Below are 18864 nucleotides of genomic sequence, written 5' to 3'. Positions count from 1 at the left end.
ATCATGCAAAAAAAGGTCATTATTACCTGCGCCATTACCGGCAACATCACGCGCCCCGATCAGCATCCGGGCCTGCCGATAACGCCGCAGCAGATCGCCGAGTCCGCGCTGGAAGCGGCGGAGGCAGGCGCTTCGGTCGCCCACATCCATGTCCGTGATCCGCAAACCGGCAAACCCTCGATGGAACTCGCGCTCTACCGTGAAGTGATCGAGCGCATCCGTGAAGTCAATCGGCATCTGGTGATCAATCTCACGACCGGGCCCGGCGGACGATTCGTGCCCGGGGAAGAGGATCCCAAGCTTGCAGGTCCCGGCACTACCCTGATGGCGCCGGAGAAACGCGTGGAGCACATTGCCGAACTCCGTCCCGACATCTGCACGCTGGACTTGAACACGATGAATTCCGGTGAGCAGGTGGTCATCAACACGCCCAGGAACGTGACCCGCATGGCGCGCATCATTCGCTCGGCTGGCGTCAAACCCGAAATCGAGCTGTTTGACTCGGGCGATATCCACCTCGCGCGAGACCTGATTGATGCCGGCGAACTGGACGGGCCGGGCCTGTTCAGTCTCGTGCTTGGCGTCAAATACGGGTTTTCGGCGACACCGGAGACGGTCGCCTATGCGCGCGATCTCTTGCCGAGAGGAGCAACATGGTCGGCGTTCGGCATCGGCAAGCACGAGTTCCCGATGGTGGCTCAGGCCTATCTCAGCGGCGGACACGTCCGGGTTGGCTTTGAAGACAATCTCTACCTTTCCAAAGGCGTGCTTGCCTCAAGCAATGCCGCTCTCGTTGCAAAGGCCCGGCAAATCGTGGAGGCGCTCGGCGGCGAAATCGCATCCGCTCAGCATGCAAGAGACATCCTGAGGTTGGCGTGATGGGCAGCGAGAGAGCGGTGATTTCCCATGCGGTCGTCATACCGAAGATTGATGACAGCGCCTTCGTCGCCGAGAGCGCCTATGTCTGCGGCGATGTCCATATTGGCGAACAGGCCTCGATATGGTTCGGCTGTGTATTACGCGGTGATGTGCAGGCAATCACTATCGGTGCGCGTACCAATGTGCAGGACGGCACGGTCATTCACGCCAGTACGGGCGGGCCGCCCACAGTCATCGGCGCCGACGTCACCATCGGCCATCGCGCCGTGCTTCACGGTTGCACGGTCGAGGACAAGGCGTTCATCGGCATCGGCGCGATCGTTCTGGACCGCGCAGTCGTGCGCAGAAACGCAATGCTTGCGGCTGGCGCAGTACTTACGCCGGGAAAGGTCATGGAAGCAAACGAAATATGGGCCGGCAACCCGGCGCGCTTCGTGCGGAAACTGACCGAACAAGACATTGAAAACATGCACCTCAATACGCAGCGCTATGTCGCGCTTGGCAAGCAGTATCACCGTGGTGGTGTTCCCATTTTTAAAGGAGGCAAGTCATGAATGCAATTCGAGTAACTGAAAAAAGCGAAAACCTTGATGCGGTAAAGCTCAACCTGGCCACGCTGGAAACGCCGGTAGCGACTTCGGACACCTGCGTCGTCGAGGTCCGCAGCGCTGGCGTCAATCCGAGCGACGTCAAGGCCGTACTGGGCATGATGCCGCACGCAGTATGGCCGCGTACCCCGGGTCGCGACTATGGCGGCATCGTCATTGACGGACCTGCATCGCTGGTTGGAAAAGAGGTATGGGGAAGCGGCGGCGAACTGGGCATCCGGCGTGACGGCACCCACGCTCGCTATTTGCAACTGCCCCTGGACGCGGTGCGCGAAAAACCGGCCGCCGTGCCGCTGCTTGAAGCGGGAGCGATCGGTGTCCCGTTCATCACTGCATACGAAGGACTGCGCCGTGCCGGCTGGCCCAAGGAAGGCGACGTGGTGCTTGTCTTCGGCGGCAATGGCAAGGTAGGCCAGGCGACGATCCAGCTTGCCACGCGGGCCGGCGCCAAGGTGTTCGCAGTTGAACGAACCGCCGAGGATTACCGCGGGCATGCCAACGGATCGGTGCATATGATCGATGCGAGTGCGGGAAAGGTTGCGGAGCAGGTGCGCGACATGACAGGAGGCCATGGAGCCGACATCGTCTACAACACGGTTGGCAGTCCCTATTTCGAGCCAGCCAATCGCGCCATGGCGATAGGCGCACGCCAGATTTTCATTTCCACCATCGACAAAGCCGTGCCGTTCGACATCTTTTCCTTCTATCGTGGCCAGCATACCTATGTCGGCATTGATACGCTTGCACTGGATAGCATAGCGGGAGCGCGCATTCTGGACGAACTGGCCGATGGATTCGAAGACGGCACGTTACGTCCATTCCCGGTGCTTCAGGATTACCTTTACACGTTGCAGAATGCGGCCGACGCCTACAAGGCAGTGCTGAGCGGCGCGCGGGAAAGGGTCGTGCTCAAGCCATGAACGTAACCCGCTTCGACAGCGCGCCCGCCTATTACCCGCCCAATCACCATGAGATGCGCTGCCTGCGCCTCCAGGGTCATGAAGCGGGTCCTAGCGAATCGCTTTGGCTGGGAGTATCCCATCTTCTGCCTGGCGGACACACTACGCTGGATGCCTCACCGGTGGAGAAAATGTATGTGGTGCTGGAAGGCGAAGTCACGATCGTTACCGCAGACGAGGAAACCACCTTGTTTAGACATGACTCCTGCCGTCTGGCGCCAAATGAAAAGCGTGCGCTGCAAAATCGTTCAAACCGGCCGGCCACTATCCTGTTGGCAATGCCGACCGTGACGGCGTCGCCACGATAGAGAACGGTTTAAAGGCAGCTTCCAGAGTGAAAGAGGCCAAGGCACGGTCATGCAAACATTAATGGACGAACGCAGCGGTATTCCGGATGTGCCATCGGCGGACAGATTGGTAGTTTGCCGATGGCTAGGTCATGGACCGCCGATCGTTTGTCTCGGAAGACCGTATTAAACCTGTCAACCATCTGTAGCCGTCGCCGGGCCACATGACAGTGGCGCGTCCAAGGCAAATGGCGTGGCTAAGGCACTAAAGCACCAAGGCACCAAGGCACCAAGGCACCAAGGCACCAAGGCACCAAGGCACCAAGAATCACCCAAACCGTTTCTACATACTGCATAAGCCAGCGGCAAGCACCTTGACATCGCAAATGCGGCTTTGTATCTTTACAAATGCAAACGTTTGCATGGAACTTGCGATACGGATGGCGTAATGCAAATCGGCTGGTGGCAGCCAAGCAGCAAGGCAAGAGAAACAGCTATCTTTACTGGAGACAAAAATGAGCTACCGTATCTTTCCCCGCATTACCATGCTTACCGTACTGGCAGCATCCGCAGCAATCAGTCCAACCGCGACCTGGGCCCAGGCCTGGCCATCCAAGCCTATCAAGTTCATCGTGCCCTTTACTGCCGGCAGCGGTACGGATACCATCGGCCGCACCATCGGCGAGCGCTTGTCAAAGGCACTAGGTCAGCCGGTCATCATAGAAAACAAGCCCGGCGCCGGTGGCACGATAGGCGCCTTGCAGGTGGCAAAGTCTCCTGGCGACGGTTATGTATTCCTCGTGCACTCGGCCGGCCATGCAGCCAATCCCGCCATCTATACCAAGGTCAATTACGACACCATCAACGATTTCGTCGGTATCAGCATGCTGGCGACGTTGCCGAATGTGCTGGTCGTGCCGCCGAACAGTCCTTACCGAAGCGTCGAGGATCTGGTTAAGGATGCGAAAGCACAGCCGGGCAAGCTGAGTTACGGATCTGCCGGCAATGGCAGTGCGACTCACCTCAATGCCGAGAAATTCCGTGCCAGCGCCAAATTCGATGCGATGCACGTTCCGTACAAAGGCACGCCGGAGGCGCTCACCGATACCGCGTCGGGGAGGATCGATTTCTTTTTCGCGCCGCTCGTGTCTGCGCATTCGATGATCAAGGACAAGCGCCTGACGGCCCTGGCTGTCGGTTCGGCCAAGCGGTCGGAGCAAATGCCCGACGTTCCAACCACAGTCGAGGCCGGCGTTCCGAACTCCGATTTCAATTTCTGGATCGGCCTGCTGGCACCGGCAAGTACCCCAGCCGACATTGTGCAAAGGATGAATTCGGAAGTGCAAAAAATCCTGAAGGATCCCGCCGTGAAGAGCAGGTTTGCATCGCTCGGCGCCGAACCGCAGCCGATGGAATCGGCCCAGTTCAATGCATTCATCAAGACCGAGGTTGGCTCTTTCGCCGCGCTGGTAAAGGCATCGAATATCAAGGCGAATTGAACATCCCGATAAACGGGGTGCGCCGCTTGTGTATGTTCAGCGGAGCGCTGGCAGCAAGGCTGGTTGTTGCAGGTATGGCGTATGCTGCATGTGCGAAAACAAGCACCGAACCTGGCTTGTTTTCGCAGAGAAGTGTCACGGTTCAGTGGTTGGTAGGCTGGTATGCCGCGCCGCTGCTGATGGCCGACGCCAGTTCCGCGCGCACCTCTTCACGGGTTCTCGGCGTGCCGCTGGCCTGAATTACCGGATACTCATGGTCGGCCTGGCGCAGGGAACCATCATGACGTGCCTGGGCGAGTTCTGCAGCCACGTCGCCACGTGACTTGGTCAGTTCCACGGCAATGATCGGATAAGCGTGTTCTGCAACCCGCAGCGTGCCGCCTGCGCGAGCCTGTGCCAGTTCGGAATAAACTTCGGCACGCGATTTGGTGGAAACGAAGCCGGCGTCGGGCTGTGCGTATTCCTGAGCGAAGACGGAGCCAGCGGTGACGAAGGTGGCGATAGCGGCGATAAGTTTGGTGACGTTCATTTTTATTCTCCAATCAAGTTAAGTAAAGTCGTTAAGTACAGTGTTTTTTGCTGCAGCGATGTGTTTGCTGCATCAATGAAGACATTGTATGAACGGGGGCCACAAAGATAAATTGGCCTGCGCCGAAATCACTGTTCCGATTCGATGGACAATCGATACCTCGGTAATGCGCAAAATAACTGCCGCACTTATCCGCGATGTCGGCAGCACATCAGCGATGCGGTATGAGTTGATGAACGCCCATCACGACGTCACAACGCGAATCGATGCGTCATTCCCATCTGCGGTCCAGACATCCAATAAAACCTCGCCCCTGTTTCGCCCAGTGATTCCCATATCACCAGCGCGGCAATTCGCAGCAGGAATTCCCTCTTGCCTACGTTCTTGATGGCAAACAGCCAGGCGCGAACGCTCCCGAACGTCGCCATTGAGTTTGTCGACTGATCAATAAAAAATAGATTTAAGCCATTAATCCTGCTGTTGTTAAGGGTAAAACGCGATTTTGCCTTGCAACTTAGCCTTGACACCCGGTTTGCTGACGAACTATTATTGAGCGAACGATAAATAGATAGGCGACACCGTGCTTCGTGCCGGAACCATTTCTTGAATAAAAAGGAGATAGACGATGACGATGAACAGAAGACGTTTTATTACTGCTATTGGCACTGCCGGCGCCACCCTGGCGGCACCTTCCCTGTCCTTCGCCCAAAAGGCTGACGATCCGCTGCGCTTGGGCTTGCTCACCGCGAAGACCGGGCCATTGGCATCGGGTGGTCTTGATATGGAACGGGGCTTGCGTATCTATCTGGGCGAAAAAGGGCAGAAATTGGGTGGCCGCAAGGTGGAGCTCTTTGTGGCCGATACGGGTGGTATTCCTTCCGCGGCACGGACAAAGACCCAGGAACTCGTCGAACGGGAGAGAGTTCAGGTGTTGATGGGACCGCTTGCCGCGTTCGAGGCGCTTGCAACCGACGACTACATGCGCGCGCGAAAAATCCCTGTCTTTCCGGTTGCGGCGGCGGAGGATATGACGCAGCGTAAAGCGAACCCTTGGCTCTTCCGCACGAATTCCACCTCGGCGCAATGCGCGCATGCTGCCGCCGATTACTGTGCAAAGACGCTCAAGTACAAGCGCATGATTCTCATCGCCGACGACATCGCCTATGGTCACGAAATGACGGCAGGCTTCCAGCGCGTTTTTGAGGAGGCTGGCGGAAAAGTGGTGCAGAAGCTGTTTTCCCCGCTCACGGTACCGGATTACGGCACCTTTCTCGCGCAGCTTCACAGGGAAGCCGATGCGATTTTCCTCGGCTTCGCCGGGTCGAACGGATTTCGCTTCGTTCGCCAGTTCAACGAATATGGTTTGCGGGGAAAGATCAATCTCGTGGGCGGGATGACAGCGCTTGACGAAGCGGTGCTGCGCAATATGGGTGACGAAGCCCTGGGTATTCTTTCAGTGAACTGGTACTCGGCCGAGCTCGACAACCCCGTCAACAAAAGCTTTGTATCGGAATTCCGCAAGGCTCACAATTATGATCCGGGCTTCTATGCCGCCAGTACGCATGTGAGCGCCGCCGTGCTCGATAGCGCGCTTGCGAGCCTCGCGGGCAAGCCCTTCGATCGTGAACTCCTGCGCGACGCCTTGCGCAAGGCGAACGTACCGACCGCACGTGGTCCAGTCAAATTCGATACCTACGGCAATGTGGTTGGAAACGTCTATATCAGACGGGTGGAGCGCAAGGATGGACGCCTCATCAACAACGTGATCGAAACCTATCCAGACGTTAGCCAATTCTGGCGCTACGAGCCTGCGCAATTCCTGGCCAATCCGGTGTACTCGCGTGAATGGCCTCCTGCAAAGAACCTGGTGGCCTGAGCTCGCCATCTACTCGCGCAGCATAACGATATCAATACGGCGCACGCTGCAAACAGGCGTGCGCCGCCTGGAGCGGTCAAATGCAATTCTGGATTACTCAAATACTCAACAGTCTCACGTTGGGCGGCTTATTGTTGCTACTGTCGTCGGGCTTTGCGCTGATCTTCGGATTGATGCGCGTTGCCAATCTTTCGCATGGCGCGCTATTCATGATCGGCGCCTATGTCGCCGCGCATGCCAGCCGTGCTGGCCTGGGGCTCGGCACCGCGGCTGTGCTGGCGGCGCTGGTCACCGCAGTGGTCGGAGGTCTCTGCGAACGCTTTATTCTTCGCCGTCTTGCCGGAAATGCGCAGGCGCAGGTGCTGGCGACGCTTGGCCTGGCCTTTATTGCCGCTGATTTCTGTCTTGTCGTCTGGGGCGGCGATCCGATTCCCATCGCGCCGCCAGCGTCTCTGCAGGCCCCGTTGCAGCTGCTGGGATTCAGCTTTCCCAGCTACCGTCTTGTTGTCATCAGCTTCGCCCTGGTGGTGGGGGCCTTGCTGTACTGGTTGCTGGAAAAGACACGCCTTGGCGCGTGCATCCGGGCCGGCGTGGATGACATGAACATGGCCAGGGCAGTGGGCATCCGCGCTTCCGCGTTGTTTACCAGCGTATTCTGCCTCGGGGCGATGCTTGCGGGACTCGGGGGAGCATTGGGCGGCCCGCTGTTGTCAGCATATCCGGGCCTCGACAACGAAATGCTGCCGCTTGCCCTGATCGTCGTCATCCTCGGGGGCGTGGGCAGCCTGATGGGCGCTTTCGCGGCGAGTTTCATCATCGGTTTCATCTACACCTTCGGTACCGCGCTCATGCCGGATCTCGCTTACGTCATTCTCTTCTTACCCATGATCTTTGTCCTGGCCTTCCGCCCCGGTGGACTTCTTGGAGGAGCACGCGCATGAACCGCAAGCTGCTATTGATTTCGTTCGCCGCCATGCTCGTGGCACTGCCGTTCGTGTCGAACGAATACTATGTAAATCTTGGAAGCCAGGTGCTTATTGCAGTCGTATTCGCTTCAAGTCTCAATCTGCTGGTTGGCTATGCTGGCCTGACTTCACTGGGCCATGCGGCGTATCTCGGTCTCTCCGCGTATCTTGCTGGCCTGCTGTCACTCAAACTGGGGCTCGGTCATGTATCGACCGCCGTACTCAGCCTGCTCATCACGACAGTGATCGGCGGGGCATTCGGATGGATCGCGCTGCGCGCCTCGGGACTGAGCTTTCTGATGCTGACTCTCGCTTTGTCGCAAGTGGTCTGGGGACTCGGCTATCGCTGGACCTCGGTCACCGGAGGCGATAACGGCCTCTCGGGAATCACCAGGCCTGCTCCGTTTGGAATCAGTCTCGAACAAAGCGATGCCTATTACTGGTTTGTACTGTTGATTGCTCTCGCCGCTGCGTACATCATCGCACGCCTCGTGCATTCCCCCTTTGGCGCCTCGATCCGCGGCACCAAGGACCAGGCACGAAGGATGAACTCGCTCGGATACAACGTCTGGCTGATTCAATGGACCACCTTCGTCGTCGCAAGCTTCTTTGCGGCGGTTGCCGGCCTGTTGTATGTCTATTTTCACCAGTACGTCCATCCAAGCGTACTGTCGATCACGGCATCGGCAGAGGTCCTGCTGAGTGTAATCGCCGGCGGAGCCGGCACCTTGCTTGGTCCTGCGATCGGGTCATTCCTGGTCGTCATGCTGAAAAATTATGCATCGGGCTATATCGAGCGCTGGAGCATGCTTCTCGGCATCGTCTTCGTATTCATCGTACTGGTCATGCCGCATGGTATCGGTCCAGGATTGCAGGGCATGTGGAACAGATTCGCCAAGGAGAAGACATGAATGCGGCATCTGAAGTCAGGAACCTGTCGAAACCGGCTGGCGTTAACGCCAAGCATGCACGGCCGGACGCAGTAGCGGCGCTCGAAGTCAGAAATCTGAACAAGTCATTTGGAGGCATCCATGTGACGCGCGATGTGACGATGACAATGGCGCCGGGCGAGCGGCGGCTCATTATCGGCCCCAATGGCGCAGGCAAGACCACGCTCTTTGGTCTGATCGGCGGAGAACTGCGGCCAGATTCTGGCTCCATCAGGCTGTTCGGCCAAGACATCACGAACTTGCCGGTTCGTGCCCGTCCAAAGCTCGGCATGGCGCGCACCTACCAGATCATTACGCTGTTTTCCAAGGACACGCTGGCTCATAACGTCGTCCTCGGACTACTGGCTTTGATGGACCTGCGCAGCAATGCCTTCGTCAACCTGAAGAAGAGAACCGATCTCCATGACAGGGCAGTGCAGCTGCTCGCGTCCGTCGGACTCGAGGACAGGGCCTTGCAGCGCGTGTCGGATGTCTCCTACGGCGAACAGCGCCGCGTGGAACTGGCGCTCGCACTCGCGCAAGGTCCCAAACTCCTGCTGCTCGACGAGCCGCTGGCGGGACTCTCGCTGGACGAGCGGCAGGTGGTGAAAAAACTCATCGACGACGTGCCACGAGATACCGCCATTCTGATGATCGAGCACGATATGGATGTTGCGTTGGAGTTTGCAGAGCAGATTACCGTCTTGCATTACGGTCAGGTCATCGTTCAGGGTGACCGCCAGACGGTAGTCGATGATCCGAAGACACGGGAGATTTATCTTGGGCACTGAAGCATTGCGTGTTAACAATCTGGACGTCAGCTATGGAGAGTGCTGCGTCGTACACGGCTTATCCCTGGCTTTGCAAGAGGGTACCGTACTGGCTTTACTCGGGCGCAATGGCGCGGGAAAAAGCACATCACTCAATACCTTTTCCGGCTTGCTGCAGCCACGCAATGGTTCGATCAGCCTTTTCGGCAAGCCGATCGAGAGATCTTCCCCGGAATCGGTGGCCAGGCGCGGCATGCGGCTCGTGCCGCAAGGGAGGCGCATTTTTCCAAGTCTCACCGTCCTGGAAAACCTCCAGGTTGCCGAGCAACAGGTAAAGGACCGTCCGAGTACATGGAATCTGGAGCGTGTCTATTCCACCTTCGGACGCCTGAAGGAACGCAGCAGGCAAAAGGCCGGAACGCTGTCCGGCGGCGAACAGCAGATGCTGGCAATCGGAAGGGCGCTCATGGGCAACCCCCGTGTTCTGCTGCTGGATGAACCTTCGGAGGGGCTGGCGCCGATGATTGTTGCCGAAGTCGCGGAAGCCTTGAAGAAGCTGAAGGCGGAACGGCTGTCCATCATCCTGGTGGAACAAAACTTCCACCTGGCGCTCGATCTGGCCGACGAAATCGTCGTACTCAATACAGGGCGCGTGGCGTACGCGGGATCTGCGGAAACGGTACGCAAGCAGCCGGAACTGGCGACGCGGCATCTGGGCGTGTTCTAGCGGCCCGTCTTTCCAAACTCTGCGAACGCTCCGAACTCTCCGGAGCGATCATGCGGTGCTTTCCTGAGCAGCCGGCAAGGGCTGTTGGCAGCGTGCTGCCTGAGAGTTATGCACGTCGGCTTAATCAGACTGGTCGCCCGGCCCGCCTCAATCTCCAATTTTCGATAGAAGGATTTCATGATGTCTATCTTGTTCAGCCCCCATCGTATTGGCGAACAAAGCTTCGTCAACCGTATCGTTGTCTCGCCGATGTGCCAATACTCCGCCCGCGACGGCATTGCCAATGACTGGCACCTGCAGCATCTGATGCAGCTTGCGATATCAGGCGCCGGCCTCGTCATGGTCGAGGCAACCGCCGTCGAAGCGCGTGGACGTATCACGCATGGCTGCCTCGGCCTTTACAGTGACGATGCGGAAGCCGCGATGGCCAGGATACTGGCGGCCGCAAGGGCGGTAGCGGCGCCTGGGACCAGGTTCGGCATCCAGTTGGGACATGCGGGACGAAAGGCCTCCGTTCACGCGCCGTGGGAGGGTGGACAACCGCTGCGGGACAAGGAGGGCGATGCCGCGCCCTGGACCTGCGTGGCGCCGTCCGCATTACCGTTCACCGATAACTGGCCGCAGCCGCAGCAACTCGACGAGAGCGGAATAGAACAGGTCATCCGGGCGCACGTCGATGCCGCACGCAGGGCAATCCGGCTCGGGTTCGATGTGATCGAGCTTCACTGCGGGCATGGTTACCTGCTGCATCAGTTCCAGTCGCCATTGTCCAACCGGCGCAACGATGCATGGGGCGGCGATGCCAGGGGCAGAAACCGGATCATCACCGAAATTGCGACGCGCCTGAAAGAGGCGATGCCCGCCGACAGAGTGCTAGGAGCACGGATCACCGGGACGGATTGGGTTGACGCCGGCATCAGCATTGATGACGCCTCGCGGCTCGTGATGGCATTGAAGGAGCGTGGCGTCGGCTATGTCTGCGTGACGTCCGGATTCGTCGTTCCCGGTGCTCCCATACCTTTTGGTCCGGGCTTCCAGGTGCGGTTTGCGGAAGAGATTCGCCGCCGCACCGGCATTTCGACCCGAACCGTCGGCGGAATTACCGAACCGGCCCAGGCGGAAGAGATCATCGCCTCGGGCAAGGCGGACCAGGTAGCCCTTGCACGTGCCTTTCTAGCCGACCCGCGCTGGGTGTGGCGCGCTGCCGAATCACTGGGTGCAAGTGCGTATTACCCGCCGCCTTATGCACGCGCGGCCGGCATGCGCAAGCAGTAGACCTCGTACCCGTACCCGAATTTCTGACACCGTCATCTTATCTATCTAACGGAGACTGCCGTGAATGCAATTGACCATTCAAGCCTGTTAAAAACCTATCGCTGGTCATCCAGCAACGCAAGTGATCGTTTTCCCGTTGAAAATCCTGCTACCGGCGATGTCATCGCGATGGTTCAGGGTGGCAGCGAAGTCGAGGTCGATGCAGCGGTACGGGCGGCCAACCATGCGTACCAGACGGATTGGCGCTGGCGCACGCCGCGCGAGCGGGGCGCATTGCTGCTCGAGTGTGCAAACGTGCTTGAGGCGCATGCCGACGAACTTGCGGAACTCGTGTCGTCGGAAAACGGAAAGCCGGTGGAACTTGCGAAAGCATTCGACCTCGCCTTTCTTGTCGGTTCGTTCCGCTATTTCGGATCGCTGATCGACAAGTTGCCGGCCGAGTTCTATGACAGCGGCGCCATTTACTCGTCCGTGGTCATTGAACCGCTGGGCGTCGTCGCAGGCATCATTCCATTCAACTGGCCGCCGATTCACACCGGCGGAAAGGTGGCGCCGGCGCTGGCTGTGGGGAACACCATCGTTCTGAAACCGGGCGAACAGGCGCCGCTGACCATCATGCGGATCGTGGAGCTGATCAACACCGTTCTGCCCAAGGATGTGGTGCATGCCGTTCCCGGTCTTGGCATCACGGTCGGCAAGGCGCTGGTGACCCATCCCCTGGTACGCAAGGTTTCCTTCACGGGTTCGACCAAATCCGGTGCCGCGGTCCTGAAGTCGATTGCCGACAACATTACTCCTGCAACGCTGGAACTGGGCGGAAAGAATGCCTTCGTCGTCTTTGAAGATGCCGATATCGACCGCGCGGTGCGGGATGCGCTGGAAGGGGGATATTACAACCAGGGCGAGGCATGCACCGCTGCCTCGAGGATTCTCGTCCACCATTCCATCCATGACGAATTTGTCGAACGGCTTTCGATTGGCGTACGCAAGTTAAAGGTAGGCAACGGCGCTCACAAGGGCACGCATATCGGCCCGATGGTGACCCGCGCTCACCAGGAGCAGGTGCTGCGCTATCTCCAGATCGCCGCTGATGAAGGCGCGGTGATCGCCGCGGAAGCGGAACTGCCATCCGATGCAGCGCTGAAGAACGGATATTTCGTCAAGCCGACGCTATACCGCAATGTAACGCGGGACATGCGCATCTTCAAGGAAGAGATATTCGGTCCTATCGTGACCGTCACCGCTTTTCACGATGATGACGAGGCGATCGACATCGCCAACGATTCCGAGTACGGACTTGTCGCCGGCGTGTATAGCCGGGATTCCGAAAAGGCCTTCCGTGCCGCAAGGCGCATCGATGTCGGTGTGGTGTTCATCAACAATTTCAATCGCGCCTTCCTCGGCACTCCGTTTGGCGGCGCGAAGGGAAGCGGATACGGCAGGGAACATTGCATCCATACGCTGACGGAATTCGGCCGCTTCAAGTCGATGCGGTTCCCGTCCGGCGCCGCGCCAATTCCTTCCTGGCAGGCGGTGAACGACATCTTCGGCTGACGAGCTGGTCCACTAGTACACGGCACGTGCCCGGGCGATTCAATGCTCGTCCGCACAAGATGCCCGGGGACCGTTCGAGATATCGAACGACATTTCAATATGCATGGGAGACAACAATGAAAAATAAAGTATTAGCCATTTCACTATTTGCGGCCTTTGCCGGCAACGCTGTCGCACAGAGCAGCGTGACGATGTACGGGATCGTTGACGCCGGCATTGTGCATGAAAGCGGAGGGAGAACGGGCTCGGTGACGAAGCTGACGAGTGGCATCGGGTCACAGAGTCGCTTCGGTTTTCGGGGGCGGGAAGACCTGGGCGGCGGCTTATCAGCCATCTTCAATCTCGAAGGAGGTACGACAATCGACAACGGTGCGTCGACCCAGGGTGGCCTGTTGTTTGGCCGTACTGCGCTCGTGGGGCTGGAAGGCGGATTCGGGGCTATCGCCATGGGTCGGTTTTTCACGCCCTATTTCGTCACACTCTCGTTCGTGGCGGATCCCTTTGCCACAGGCTTTGCGGGTGCGGCCACGAACCTGATTCCCGGGCTGGGGCTTCGCAACAGCAATACCGTGAAATACACCAGCCCGGTGTTTGGCGGATTTTCCGGCGAACTCGCTTATACCTTCGGTGAAATCGCCGGGGATAATTCGGCGCAACGCGCTATCGGCGCGGCTCTTGCCTACAAGGCCGGCCCCTTGCATGTACGCATAGGGCACCAGAATAAAAACAACGACACGGCCGTCCTTACTGGAACGTCGTCCGCGAAGAACACCATGCTCGCCGCCAACTACGACTTCGGCGTTGCAAAAGCCTACCTCGGATACGGCGTGAACAAGGGCTTGAACAGCGCACCGTTGGCGTCGGCAAATCCGCTTGGAAGCAGCATCCTGCCGACGGCGTCCACCGATAGCGACAACCTGCTGATCGGCGTTGCGTTGCCCATGGGCGCCAATACCGTATTGGCCTCCTATATCCGCAAGAATGACAAGACCGCGTTGAATCAAGATGCCGACCAGGTCGCTGTCGGCTACCTCCATGCACTATCGAAGCGCACGGATCTCTATACCGCTTATGCCTATATCCGGAACAGGAACGGCGCCGGATACGTGGTCGGCAATGGCACGGAGTCAGGCAGCGGCAACAAGGCGTTCAACATTGGGGTTCGCCATACGTTCTAACCTATCGGGCTTGCCGAGAGCCTGACGGGTTTGCATCACATGATTGTGCTGGCGAGGCGCTTCGGTCATTCGGTCATTGGGTCATTGGGTCGGCATGGCGTCTCGTCGGACAAATTTTTCCATTGGGAGCATTATGCTTTACACCTGTTCACCCGGCTGCAAAAACCCTCATCATCGCCATGATCCCGATGCATCGAACGGCGGCGGCATGTCGCATGCAGCGGCAAAGGCTTCATTGTCGGGAGCAAGGCAGGCGCGCGGGGCGTATCCGGTCGTCGACGTCCATTGCCATTACTTCAATCCTGGCGTCGCGGCGAAGACCACCGACCTGGATATGAGCAAGAATGATCCGAGCATCATTTACGCTAACGAACTGACGCGCCAGGTCAACGTTGTCCAGATGAAGGAAAGAGCTTCCAGGCTCACCGGCGTCGATGAACGTCTTGAAGACATGAACCGGATGGGCATCGACATTCAAGCCATCAGCCCGGCCCCGTTCCAGTATTTTTACTTCGTCGAGCCCGAACGAGGCGCCAGGCTTGCGCGGGAAGTCAACGAGGGCATTGCGCGACTGGTTGCGGACACACCAAGCCGTTTTGTCGGCCTGGGCTCCGTGCCGCTGCAGAATGCAGAGCTGGCGATTCAGGAGCTGGACTACGCAGTCAACACCCTTGGGCTGCGCGGTGTCGAAATCAATACCAATGTCAATGGACTGAATCTCACCGACCCGAAGCTCGGGCTTGAGCCGTTCTTCGCCAGGGCAAACGAACTCGGAACCATCATCTTTCTCCATCCCCTTGGCTTCTCGCAGGGAGAACGGCTGACCAACCACTATTTCAACAATGTGATCGGCAATCCGCTCGACACCACGGTGGCGATCAGCCACCTCATCTTCGACGGCATTTTGGAGCGCTATCCGAAAATCCGCTTCGTTGCCGCACATGGCGGCGGCTATATCTCCCATTACTGGGCACGCATGGACCACGCATGGCGCGCCCGCGCCGACTGCCGGACAGTCATCAGCAAGACGCCATCCAGCTACCTGCGGAGGTTCTATGTTGATACGGTGGTATTCGAGCCAGCGATGGTGCGGCATCTGGTCGATCTGTTCGGTGCGGATCGCGTCCTTCTTGGCACTGACTATCCATATGACATGGGCGAGGAGAATCCGCGCCAGCTGATCGCCGCGGTCGAGAACCTTTCGGAGGAGGATCTAGGGAAGATCGAGGGACTGAATGCGGCCGGTCTCCTCCGCATCGATCTGACGGCTGCTGAAAGAGTCGCCTAGACTGGATCGATGTTTTAGTCTTTGCCGCCATGCCATGCCATGGCGGCAAAGGTAATCAGGCAAGCATGGCCTGATAAATTGAAAACAGTGCTCGCGCCGTCATGGGGCGGATACATCGTATGAGACTCTCCCAACTGAAGAAAGGGAGCAGCACCGGGGCATTGCAGAATCAGGCATCCGCGCTCGCAGACATACTTGACGCAACCACCGCGCACGAACCGCCGTAAGCGAGCCGAAGACGACAATGGCGGGTTCCCTAAGGCTTGAGATCCGAATGGGCCTTGAACAGAGCGGAAATCCAGTCAGCGAACACCTTGAGCTTGGGTGCCGCCATCCTGCCTTGCGGATAAAGCAGGGAGACCGGCAGCGGCATGGCCGGTGTGTCGGCCAGTACCTCGACCAATGCGCCGCTTTTAAGATGCTGTCGGACCTGGTACGTTGCGGATTGCACCATGCCCAGACCTTGCAAGGCGCAGCTGATGTAAGCGTCAGCATCATTGATGGCAATGGCGCCGCCGATTTCCATGATGACCGGTTTGCCGTCGACCATGAACTCCCAGTCGAAGGCACGGCCGGTGCGCCCGGAAAAATGCACCACGCTGCGGTGACGGGCCAGGTCGTCCAGCGTCCGCGGAACGCCGTAGCGTTCGAGATAGGAAGGTGCCGCACAGGTGACGAATCGCATGGATCCGATCTGGCGTCCAACCATGGAGGAATCCTGCAGCCGGCCAACACGCAATGCGCAATCGACCCCTTCCTGCGTGAGATCTACCACCCGGTCCGTCAGGCTCAAGCTCAGGTGAACATCGGAATAGAGCGCATGAAATTCGCCGATACGGGGCACGATCACCTGGCGTCCGACAGCGCCGGGCATGTCAACGCGCAGCGTACCCCTGGGATGTTGCGCGGCAGGGCCGCGGAAAGACATTTCGGCGGTATCTATGGCCCCGAGTATCTCGACGCACTGCTTGTAGTACTCCATTCCCTCCGGCGTCACGGAGAGCCGGCGTGTCGTTCGCTGCAGGAGCTGAACGCCGAGAAAGCCCTCGAGGTTCTGCATGGTTGCGGTCAGCGAGGCGCGCGGCAGGTTCAGCGTTTCAGCGGCCTTGGTAAAACTGTTTGCTTCGACAATGCGCACGAAGGTCTGCATGGCCTTGACCTTGTCCATCGATTCCCCTTTGATTGTTCATTTTATGTGAAAAGAGTAGGGGGATATTAACCTAATTATCTTTACAAGCGCAGTCCCTACAATGGCCTCACATTGATGTACCACTTCAACAAGTGAGGAAAATGAAATGGAAAAACTTAATACCAAGCAAGAAGATATTTCAAGGGGCATGGTGCTGCTTCTCGCCATTGCCTGTGGAATGATTGTCGCCAATCTTTACTATGCGCAGACCTTGGTCGGCCCGATCAGCCAGGCAACAGGGTTATCCACGGAAGCCGCCGGACTGATCGTCACGCTGACCCAACTGGGTTACGCATTCGGCTTGCTGTTCGTGGTTCCGCTGGGCGATGTGCTTGAAAACCGCCGTCTCGTCACTGGCGCATTGCTGTTCACGTCGGCCGCCTTGCTGATTGCGGCGCTGAGCACCAGTCCTTCCCTTTTTCTTGTCGCATCGCTCGCCATCGGCGTCGGTTCGGTCGCGGCCCAGATCCTTGTGCCGTTTGCCGCGCACTTGTCCAGGGAGGAAACCCGAGGTCAAACCGTAGGCAAGGTCGTCAGCGGTTTGCTGATGGGCATCATGCTTGCCCGCCCCGCAGCCAGCCTGATCGCTGACCATACCAGTTGGCATGTCGTTCTGGGCGCAGCGTCGCTGATGATGGGTGTGCTGGCGATTGTCTTGCACAGGAAGCTTCCTAGCCGCATGCCTGCGCGCTCCCTTTCGTACCCGAAGCTCATTGGCTCGCTGTGGACACTCTTCCGGGCGACACCGGTCCTGCGCCGCCGCGCCGCATACCACGTTGGCCTGTTCGGTGCATTTACCTTGTTCTGGACCATCACACCGCTGATGCTGGCCGGTCCCCGGTTTCATCTGTCGCAGACCGAAATCGCCATTTTCGCGCTGGTTGGCATGGCTGGCGCGGTGGCATCGCCGATCGCCGGCCGGCTTGCGGACAAGGGGCATACGCTGTATGCGACCGCGTCGGCACTGATTTTGGGGATGATCGGTTTTGCGTTGCCGATGATTGCCCCCGAGTCTCGCGTCATGGCGCTTGTGCTTCTGACGATCGCCTCGATCCTGCTCGATATGGGCGTGGCCGCGAACCTGGTGCTGGGTCAGCGCGCCATCTTCAGTCTTGGCGCGGAAGCCCGTAACCGCCTGAATGGCATTTATTTCGCCTTGTTCTTTGTCGGGGGTGCGCTGGGTTCCGTACTCGGTACCTGGGTGTTGGCGAACTATGGCTGGAATGCCGCCCTGATGCTGGGCATGGGGTTTCCCGGATTGGCCCTGGTGTACTGGATCACTGAAGTTCCACGGCAGGGCTCGGCGCGCCACTCGACGATCTGATTCCTGCGTGCACTGGAAGGGGGCCGTATCGTCGGCCCCCTTGCCTTTTTTCAGGCATTAACCCGCTTATAGCCCCATGGGAAGCGGATAAAAGGGAAAAGGTCTTCCGATATCGTTGTCGGTACATGCCCCTCGACGCATTGCCGGTGGCGCGTTCATGCACGAGGTTTGATTTCACTGGCGAAACCGCCCCAGGCTCGCAGGCTACCGCAGAACCCGCACTCGGCCAGTCGGCATGATCTAAGATGGTGTTTCTCTCACACTACTGAACTTCACCATGCAGGACATCCTGGCTGACTGGAAACTACGTCTGATTGCTATCGCAACCGAAGGCATGCAAGACGATGGCGCGCATGATATCAATCATCTGCATCGCGTATGGCAGAATGCACAACAATTGATGGCCGACTATGCGCAGGCGGATCCGATGGTCGTTCAGGCTGCCTGTTATCTGCATGACATAGTCAATCTGCCGAAAAATCATCCCGACCGTGCCCGGGCTTCCAGCCAAGCGGCGAGTCTCGCGTGCGATAAGCTGCTCAGGGCAGGGTTCCCGAAAGATAAGCTGGACGGCGTCCGGCATGCAATCGAGGCCCATAGTTTTTCCGCGGCGATTTCCCCGGTGACGATTGAAGCCAGGATTGTGCAAGACGCTGATCGACTGGATGCATTGGGAGCCGTTGGTCTTGCCAGGCTGTTTTACACCGCCGGACGAATGGGATCGGCATTTGCGCATCCTGACGATCCCTTGGCGCATCACCGGGAACTGGATGACCGTGCATATGCGCTCGACCATATCGAACTGAAACTGGCCAAGCTGCCAGCCTCGATGCAGACCACTGCCGGACGCAGCTTGGGAGAGGAACGAATGGAATGGCTGCGTGCGTTTCGCCACGCCTTTGTTGCGGAGTGGGGCTGACCCGGACCGGCGATCCCGGAAGCGTTGCCAGCGGCACGGCGTTGTGCGGAGGCGCGCCGCCACGCCTTCGTTCACGTGCGCCGAGCGCTCTTGAACATGCGTGCGGCAG

At 58.5% G+C, this 18864-nt stretch carries 18 protein-coding genes; 16 read left to right on the top strand and 2 right to left on the bottom strand.

Translation table 11 applies throughout. The features are described 5' to 3' along the window. From FH061_RS11395 to FH061_RS11375, 5 genes are all read left to right on the top strand, one after another. On the top strand, window positions 1–879 hold the full coding sequence (locus tag FH061_RS11395; RefSeq protein ID WP_225984623.1) for a BKACE family enzyme: 879 nt from the start codon (window positions 1–3) through the stop codon (window positions 877–879). Continuing rightward, the gene (locus FH061_RS11390; RefSeq protein ID WP_151635947.1) at window positions 879–1433 is read left to right on the top strand and encodes a gamma carbonic anhydrase family protein; all 555 of its coding nucleotides are present in this window, start codon (window positions 879–881) and stop codon (window positions 1431–1433) included. Before FH061_RS11395 ends, FH061_RS11390 begins: the two co-directional genes overlap by 1 nt. Next, window positions 1430–2407, top strand: a complete 978-nt coding sequence (locus tag FH061_RS11385; RefSeq protein WP_151635946.1) for a quinone oxidoreductase family protein — start codon at window positions 1430–1432, stop codon at window positions 2405–2407. The genes FH061_RS11390 and FH061_RS11385 overlap by 4 nt, the downstream gene beginning before the upstream one ends. Next, complete coding sequence (locus FH061_RS11380; protein ID WP_151635945.1) at window positions 2404–2754, top strand: cupin domain-containing protein; 351 nt, start codon at window positions 2404–2406, stop codon at window positions 2752–2754. The genes FH061_RS11385 and FH061_RS11380 overlap by 4 nt, the downstream gene beginning before the upstream one ends. Window positions 2755–3248: 494 nt before the next feature. After that, window positions 3249–4232, top strand: a complete 984-nt coding sequence (locus FH061_RS11375; protein ID WP_151635944.1) for a Bug family tripartite tricarboxylate transporter substrate binding protein — start codon at window positions 3249–3251, stop codon at window positions 4230–4232. Between the two features lie 142 nt (window positions 4233–4374). On the opposite strand, the gene FH061_RS11370 is transcribed toward FH061_RS11375, so the two are convergent. Then, window positions 4375–4761 (bottom strand): DUF4148 domain-containing protein, encoded by a 387-nt coding sequence (locus FH061_RS11370; protein WP_151635943.1) that lies wholly within the window; start codon window positions 4759–4761, stop codon window positions 4375–4377. A gap of 625 nt (window positions 4762–5386) precedes the next feature. Here FH061_RS11370 and FH061_RS11365 point away from each other — a divergent pair. The 9 genes from FH061_RS11365 (at window position 5387) to FH061_RS11325 (ending at window position 15323) form a co-directional block, all read left to right on the top strand. Then, the gene (locus FH061_RS11365) at window positions 5387–6637 is read left to right on the top strand and encodes an ABC transporter substrate-binding protein (RefSeq protein ID WP_225984610.1); all 1251 of its coding nucleotides are present in this window, start codon (window positions 5387–5389) and stop codon (window positions 6635–6637) included. Window positions 6638–6717: 80 nt separating this feature from the next. Then, complete coding sequence (locus FH061_RS11360) at window positions 6718–7578, top strand: branched-chain amino acid ABC transporter permease (RefSeq protein WP_151635942.1); 861 nt, start codon at window positions 6718–6720, stop codon at window positions 7576–7578. After that, window positions 7575–8513 carry a branched-chain amino acid ABC transporter permease gene (locus FH061_RS11355; protein ID WP_151635941.1) on the top strand — a complete coding sequence of 313 codons (939 nt, stop codon included), beginning with the start codon at window positions 7575–7577 and terminating at the stop codon, window positions 8511–8513. The genes FH061_RS11360 and FH061_RS11355 overlap by 4 nt, the downstream gene beginning before the upstream one ends. Continuing rightward, entirely contained in the window at window positions 8510–9322 is an 813-nt protein-coding gene (locus FH061_RS11350) for an ABC transporter ATP-binding protein (protein ID WP_151635940.1), read from the top strand. Before FH061_RS11355 ends, FH061_RS11350 begins: the two co-directional genes overlap by 4 nt. Further along, window positions 9312–10028: an ABC transporter ATP-binding protein gene (locus FH061_RS11345; RefSeq protein WP_225984609.1), complete on the top strand. Its 717-nt coding sequence runs from the start codon at window positions 9312–9314 to the stop codon at window positions 10026–10028. The genes FH061_RS11350 and FH061_RS11345 overlap by 11 nt, the downstream gene beginning before the upstream one ends. 180 nt (window positions 10029–10208) lie before the next feature. After that, entirely contained in the window at window positions 10209–11303 is a 1095-nt protein-coding gene (locus FH061_RS11340) for an NADH:flavin oxidoreductase/NADH oxidase (protein ID WP_404822446.1), read from the top strand. A 60-nt stretch (window positions 11304–11363) separates the two neighbouring features. Then, window positions 11364–12857, top strand: coding sequence for an aldehyde dehydrogenase family protein (locus FH061_RS11335; protein WP_225984608.1), 1494 nt, complete (start codon window positions 11364–11366; stop codon window positions 12855–12857). A 116-nt stretch (window positions 12858–12973) separates the two neighbouring features. Continuing rightward, window positions 12974–14035: a porin gene (locus tag FH061_RS11330; protein ID WP_151635937.1), complete on the top strand. Its 1062-nt coding sequence runs from the start codon at window positions 12974–12976 to the stop codon at window positions 14033–14035. Window positions 14036–14243: 208 nt separating this feature from the next. Further along, entirely contained in the window at window positions 14244–15323 is a 1080-nt protein-coding gene (locus FH061_RS11325; RefSeq protein ID WP_151635936.1) for an amidohydrolase family protein, read from the top strand. Between the two features lie 256 nt (window positions 15324–15579). On the opposite strand, the gene FH061_RS11320 is transcribed toward FH061_RS11325, so the two are convergent. Beyond that, the gene (locus FH061_RS11320) at window positions 15580–16491 is read right to left on the bottom strand and encodes a LysR family transcriptional regulator (RefSeq protein ID WP_151635935.1); all 912 of its coding nucleotides are present in this window, start codon (window positions 16489–16491) and stop codon (window positions 15580–15582) included. 127 nt (window positions 16492–16618) lie between these two features. Between FH061_RS11320 and FH061_RS11315 the strand changes: the two genes are divergently transcribed. Both FH061_RS11315 and FH061_RS11310 read left to right on the top strand, forming a co-directional pair. Beyond that, window positions 16619–17836 (top strand): MFS transporter, encoded by a 1218-nt coding sequence (locus tag FH061_RS11315; RefSeq protein ID WP_225984607.1) that lies wholly within the window; start codon window positions 16619–16621, stop codon window positions 17834–17836. Between the two features lie 277 nt (window positions 17837–18113). Beyond that, window positions 18114–18755, top strand: a complete 642-nt coding sequence (locus FH061_RS11310; RefSeq protein ID WP_151635934.1) for an HD domain-containing protein — start codon at window positions 18114–18116, stop codon at window positions 18753–18755. The last annotated feature ends 109 nt before the right edge of the window (window positions 18756–18864 follow it).

Source organism: Noviherbaspirillum aerium (assembly GCF_008929045.1).
GTDB classification, from domain to species: domain Bacteria; phylum Pseudomonadota; class Gammaproteobacteria; order Burkholderiales; family Burkholderiaceae_D; genus Noviherbaspirillum; species Noviherbaspirillum aerium.
Note: the sequence above shows the minus strand (reverse complement) of the source record. Positions and strands in the feature narration are given on the sequence as shown.

Excerpts from the sequence above, each read along its gene's own strand:
- FH061_RS11315 (WP_225984607.1), top strand. The coding sequence starts at position 16,619 with ATGGAAAAACTTAATACCAAGCAAGAAGATATTTCAAGGGGCATGGTG.
- FH061_RS11325 (WP_151635936.1), top strand. The coding sequence starts at position 14,244 with ATGTCGCATGCAGCGGCAAAGGCTTCATTGTCGGGAGCAAGGCAGGCG.
- FH061_RS11360 (WP_151635942.1), top strand. The coding sequence starts at position 6,718 with ATGCAATTCTGGATTACTCAAATACTCAACAGTCTCACGTTGGGCGGC.
- FH061_RS11385 (WP_151635946.1), top strand. The coding sequence starts at position 1,430 with ATGAATGCAATTCGAGTAACTGAAAAAAGCGAAAACCTTGATGCGGTA.
- FH061_RS11330 (WP_151635937.1), top strand. The coding sequence starts at position 12,974 with ATGAAAAATAAAGTATTAGCCATTTCACTATTTGCGGCCTTTGCCGGC.
- FH061_RS11350 (WP_151635940.1), top strand. The coding sequence starts at position 8,510 with ATGAATGCGGCATCTGAAGTCAGGAACCTGTCGAAACCGGCTGGCGTT.
- FH061_RS11365 (WP_225984610.1), top strand. The coding sequence starts at position 5,387 with ATGACGATGAACAGAAGACGTTTTATTACTGCTATTGGCACTGCCGGC.
- FH061_RS11355 (WP_151635941.1), top strand. The coding sequence starts at position 7,575 with ATGAACCGCAAGCTGCTATTGATTTCGTTCGCCGCCATGCTCGTGGCA.
- FH061_RS11390 (WP_151635947.1), top strand. The coding sequence starts at position 879 with ATGGGCAGCGAGAGAGCGGTGATTTCCCATGCGGTCGTCATACCGAAG.
- FH061_RS11320 (WP_151635935.1), bottom strand. The coding sequence starts at position 16,491 with ATGGACAAGGTCAAGGCCATGCAGACCTTCGTGCGCATTGTCGAAGCA.
- FH061_RS11340 (WP_404822446.1), top strand. The coding sequence starts at position 10,209 with ATGTCTATCTTGTTCAGCCCCCATCGTATTGGCGAACAAAGCTTCGTC.
- FH061_RS11310 (WP_151635934.1), top strand. The coding sequence starts at position 18,114 with ATGCAGGACATCCTGGCTGACTGGAAACTACGTCTGATTGCTATCGCA.
- FH061_RS11380 (WP_151635945.1), top strand. The coding sequence starts at position 2,404 with ATGAACGTAACCCGCTTCGACAGCGCGCCCGCCTATTACCCGCCCAAT.
- FH061_RS11370 (WP_151635943.1), bottom strand. The coding sequence starts at position 4,761 with ATGAACGTCACCAAACTTATCGCCGCTATCGCCACCTTCGTCACCGCT.
- FH061_RS11375 (WP_151635944.1), top strand. The coding sequence starts at position 3,249 with ATGAGCTACCGTATCTTTCCCCGCATTACCATGCTTACCGTACTGGCA.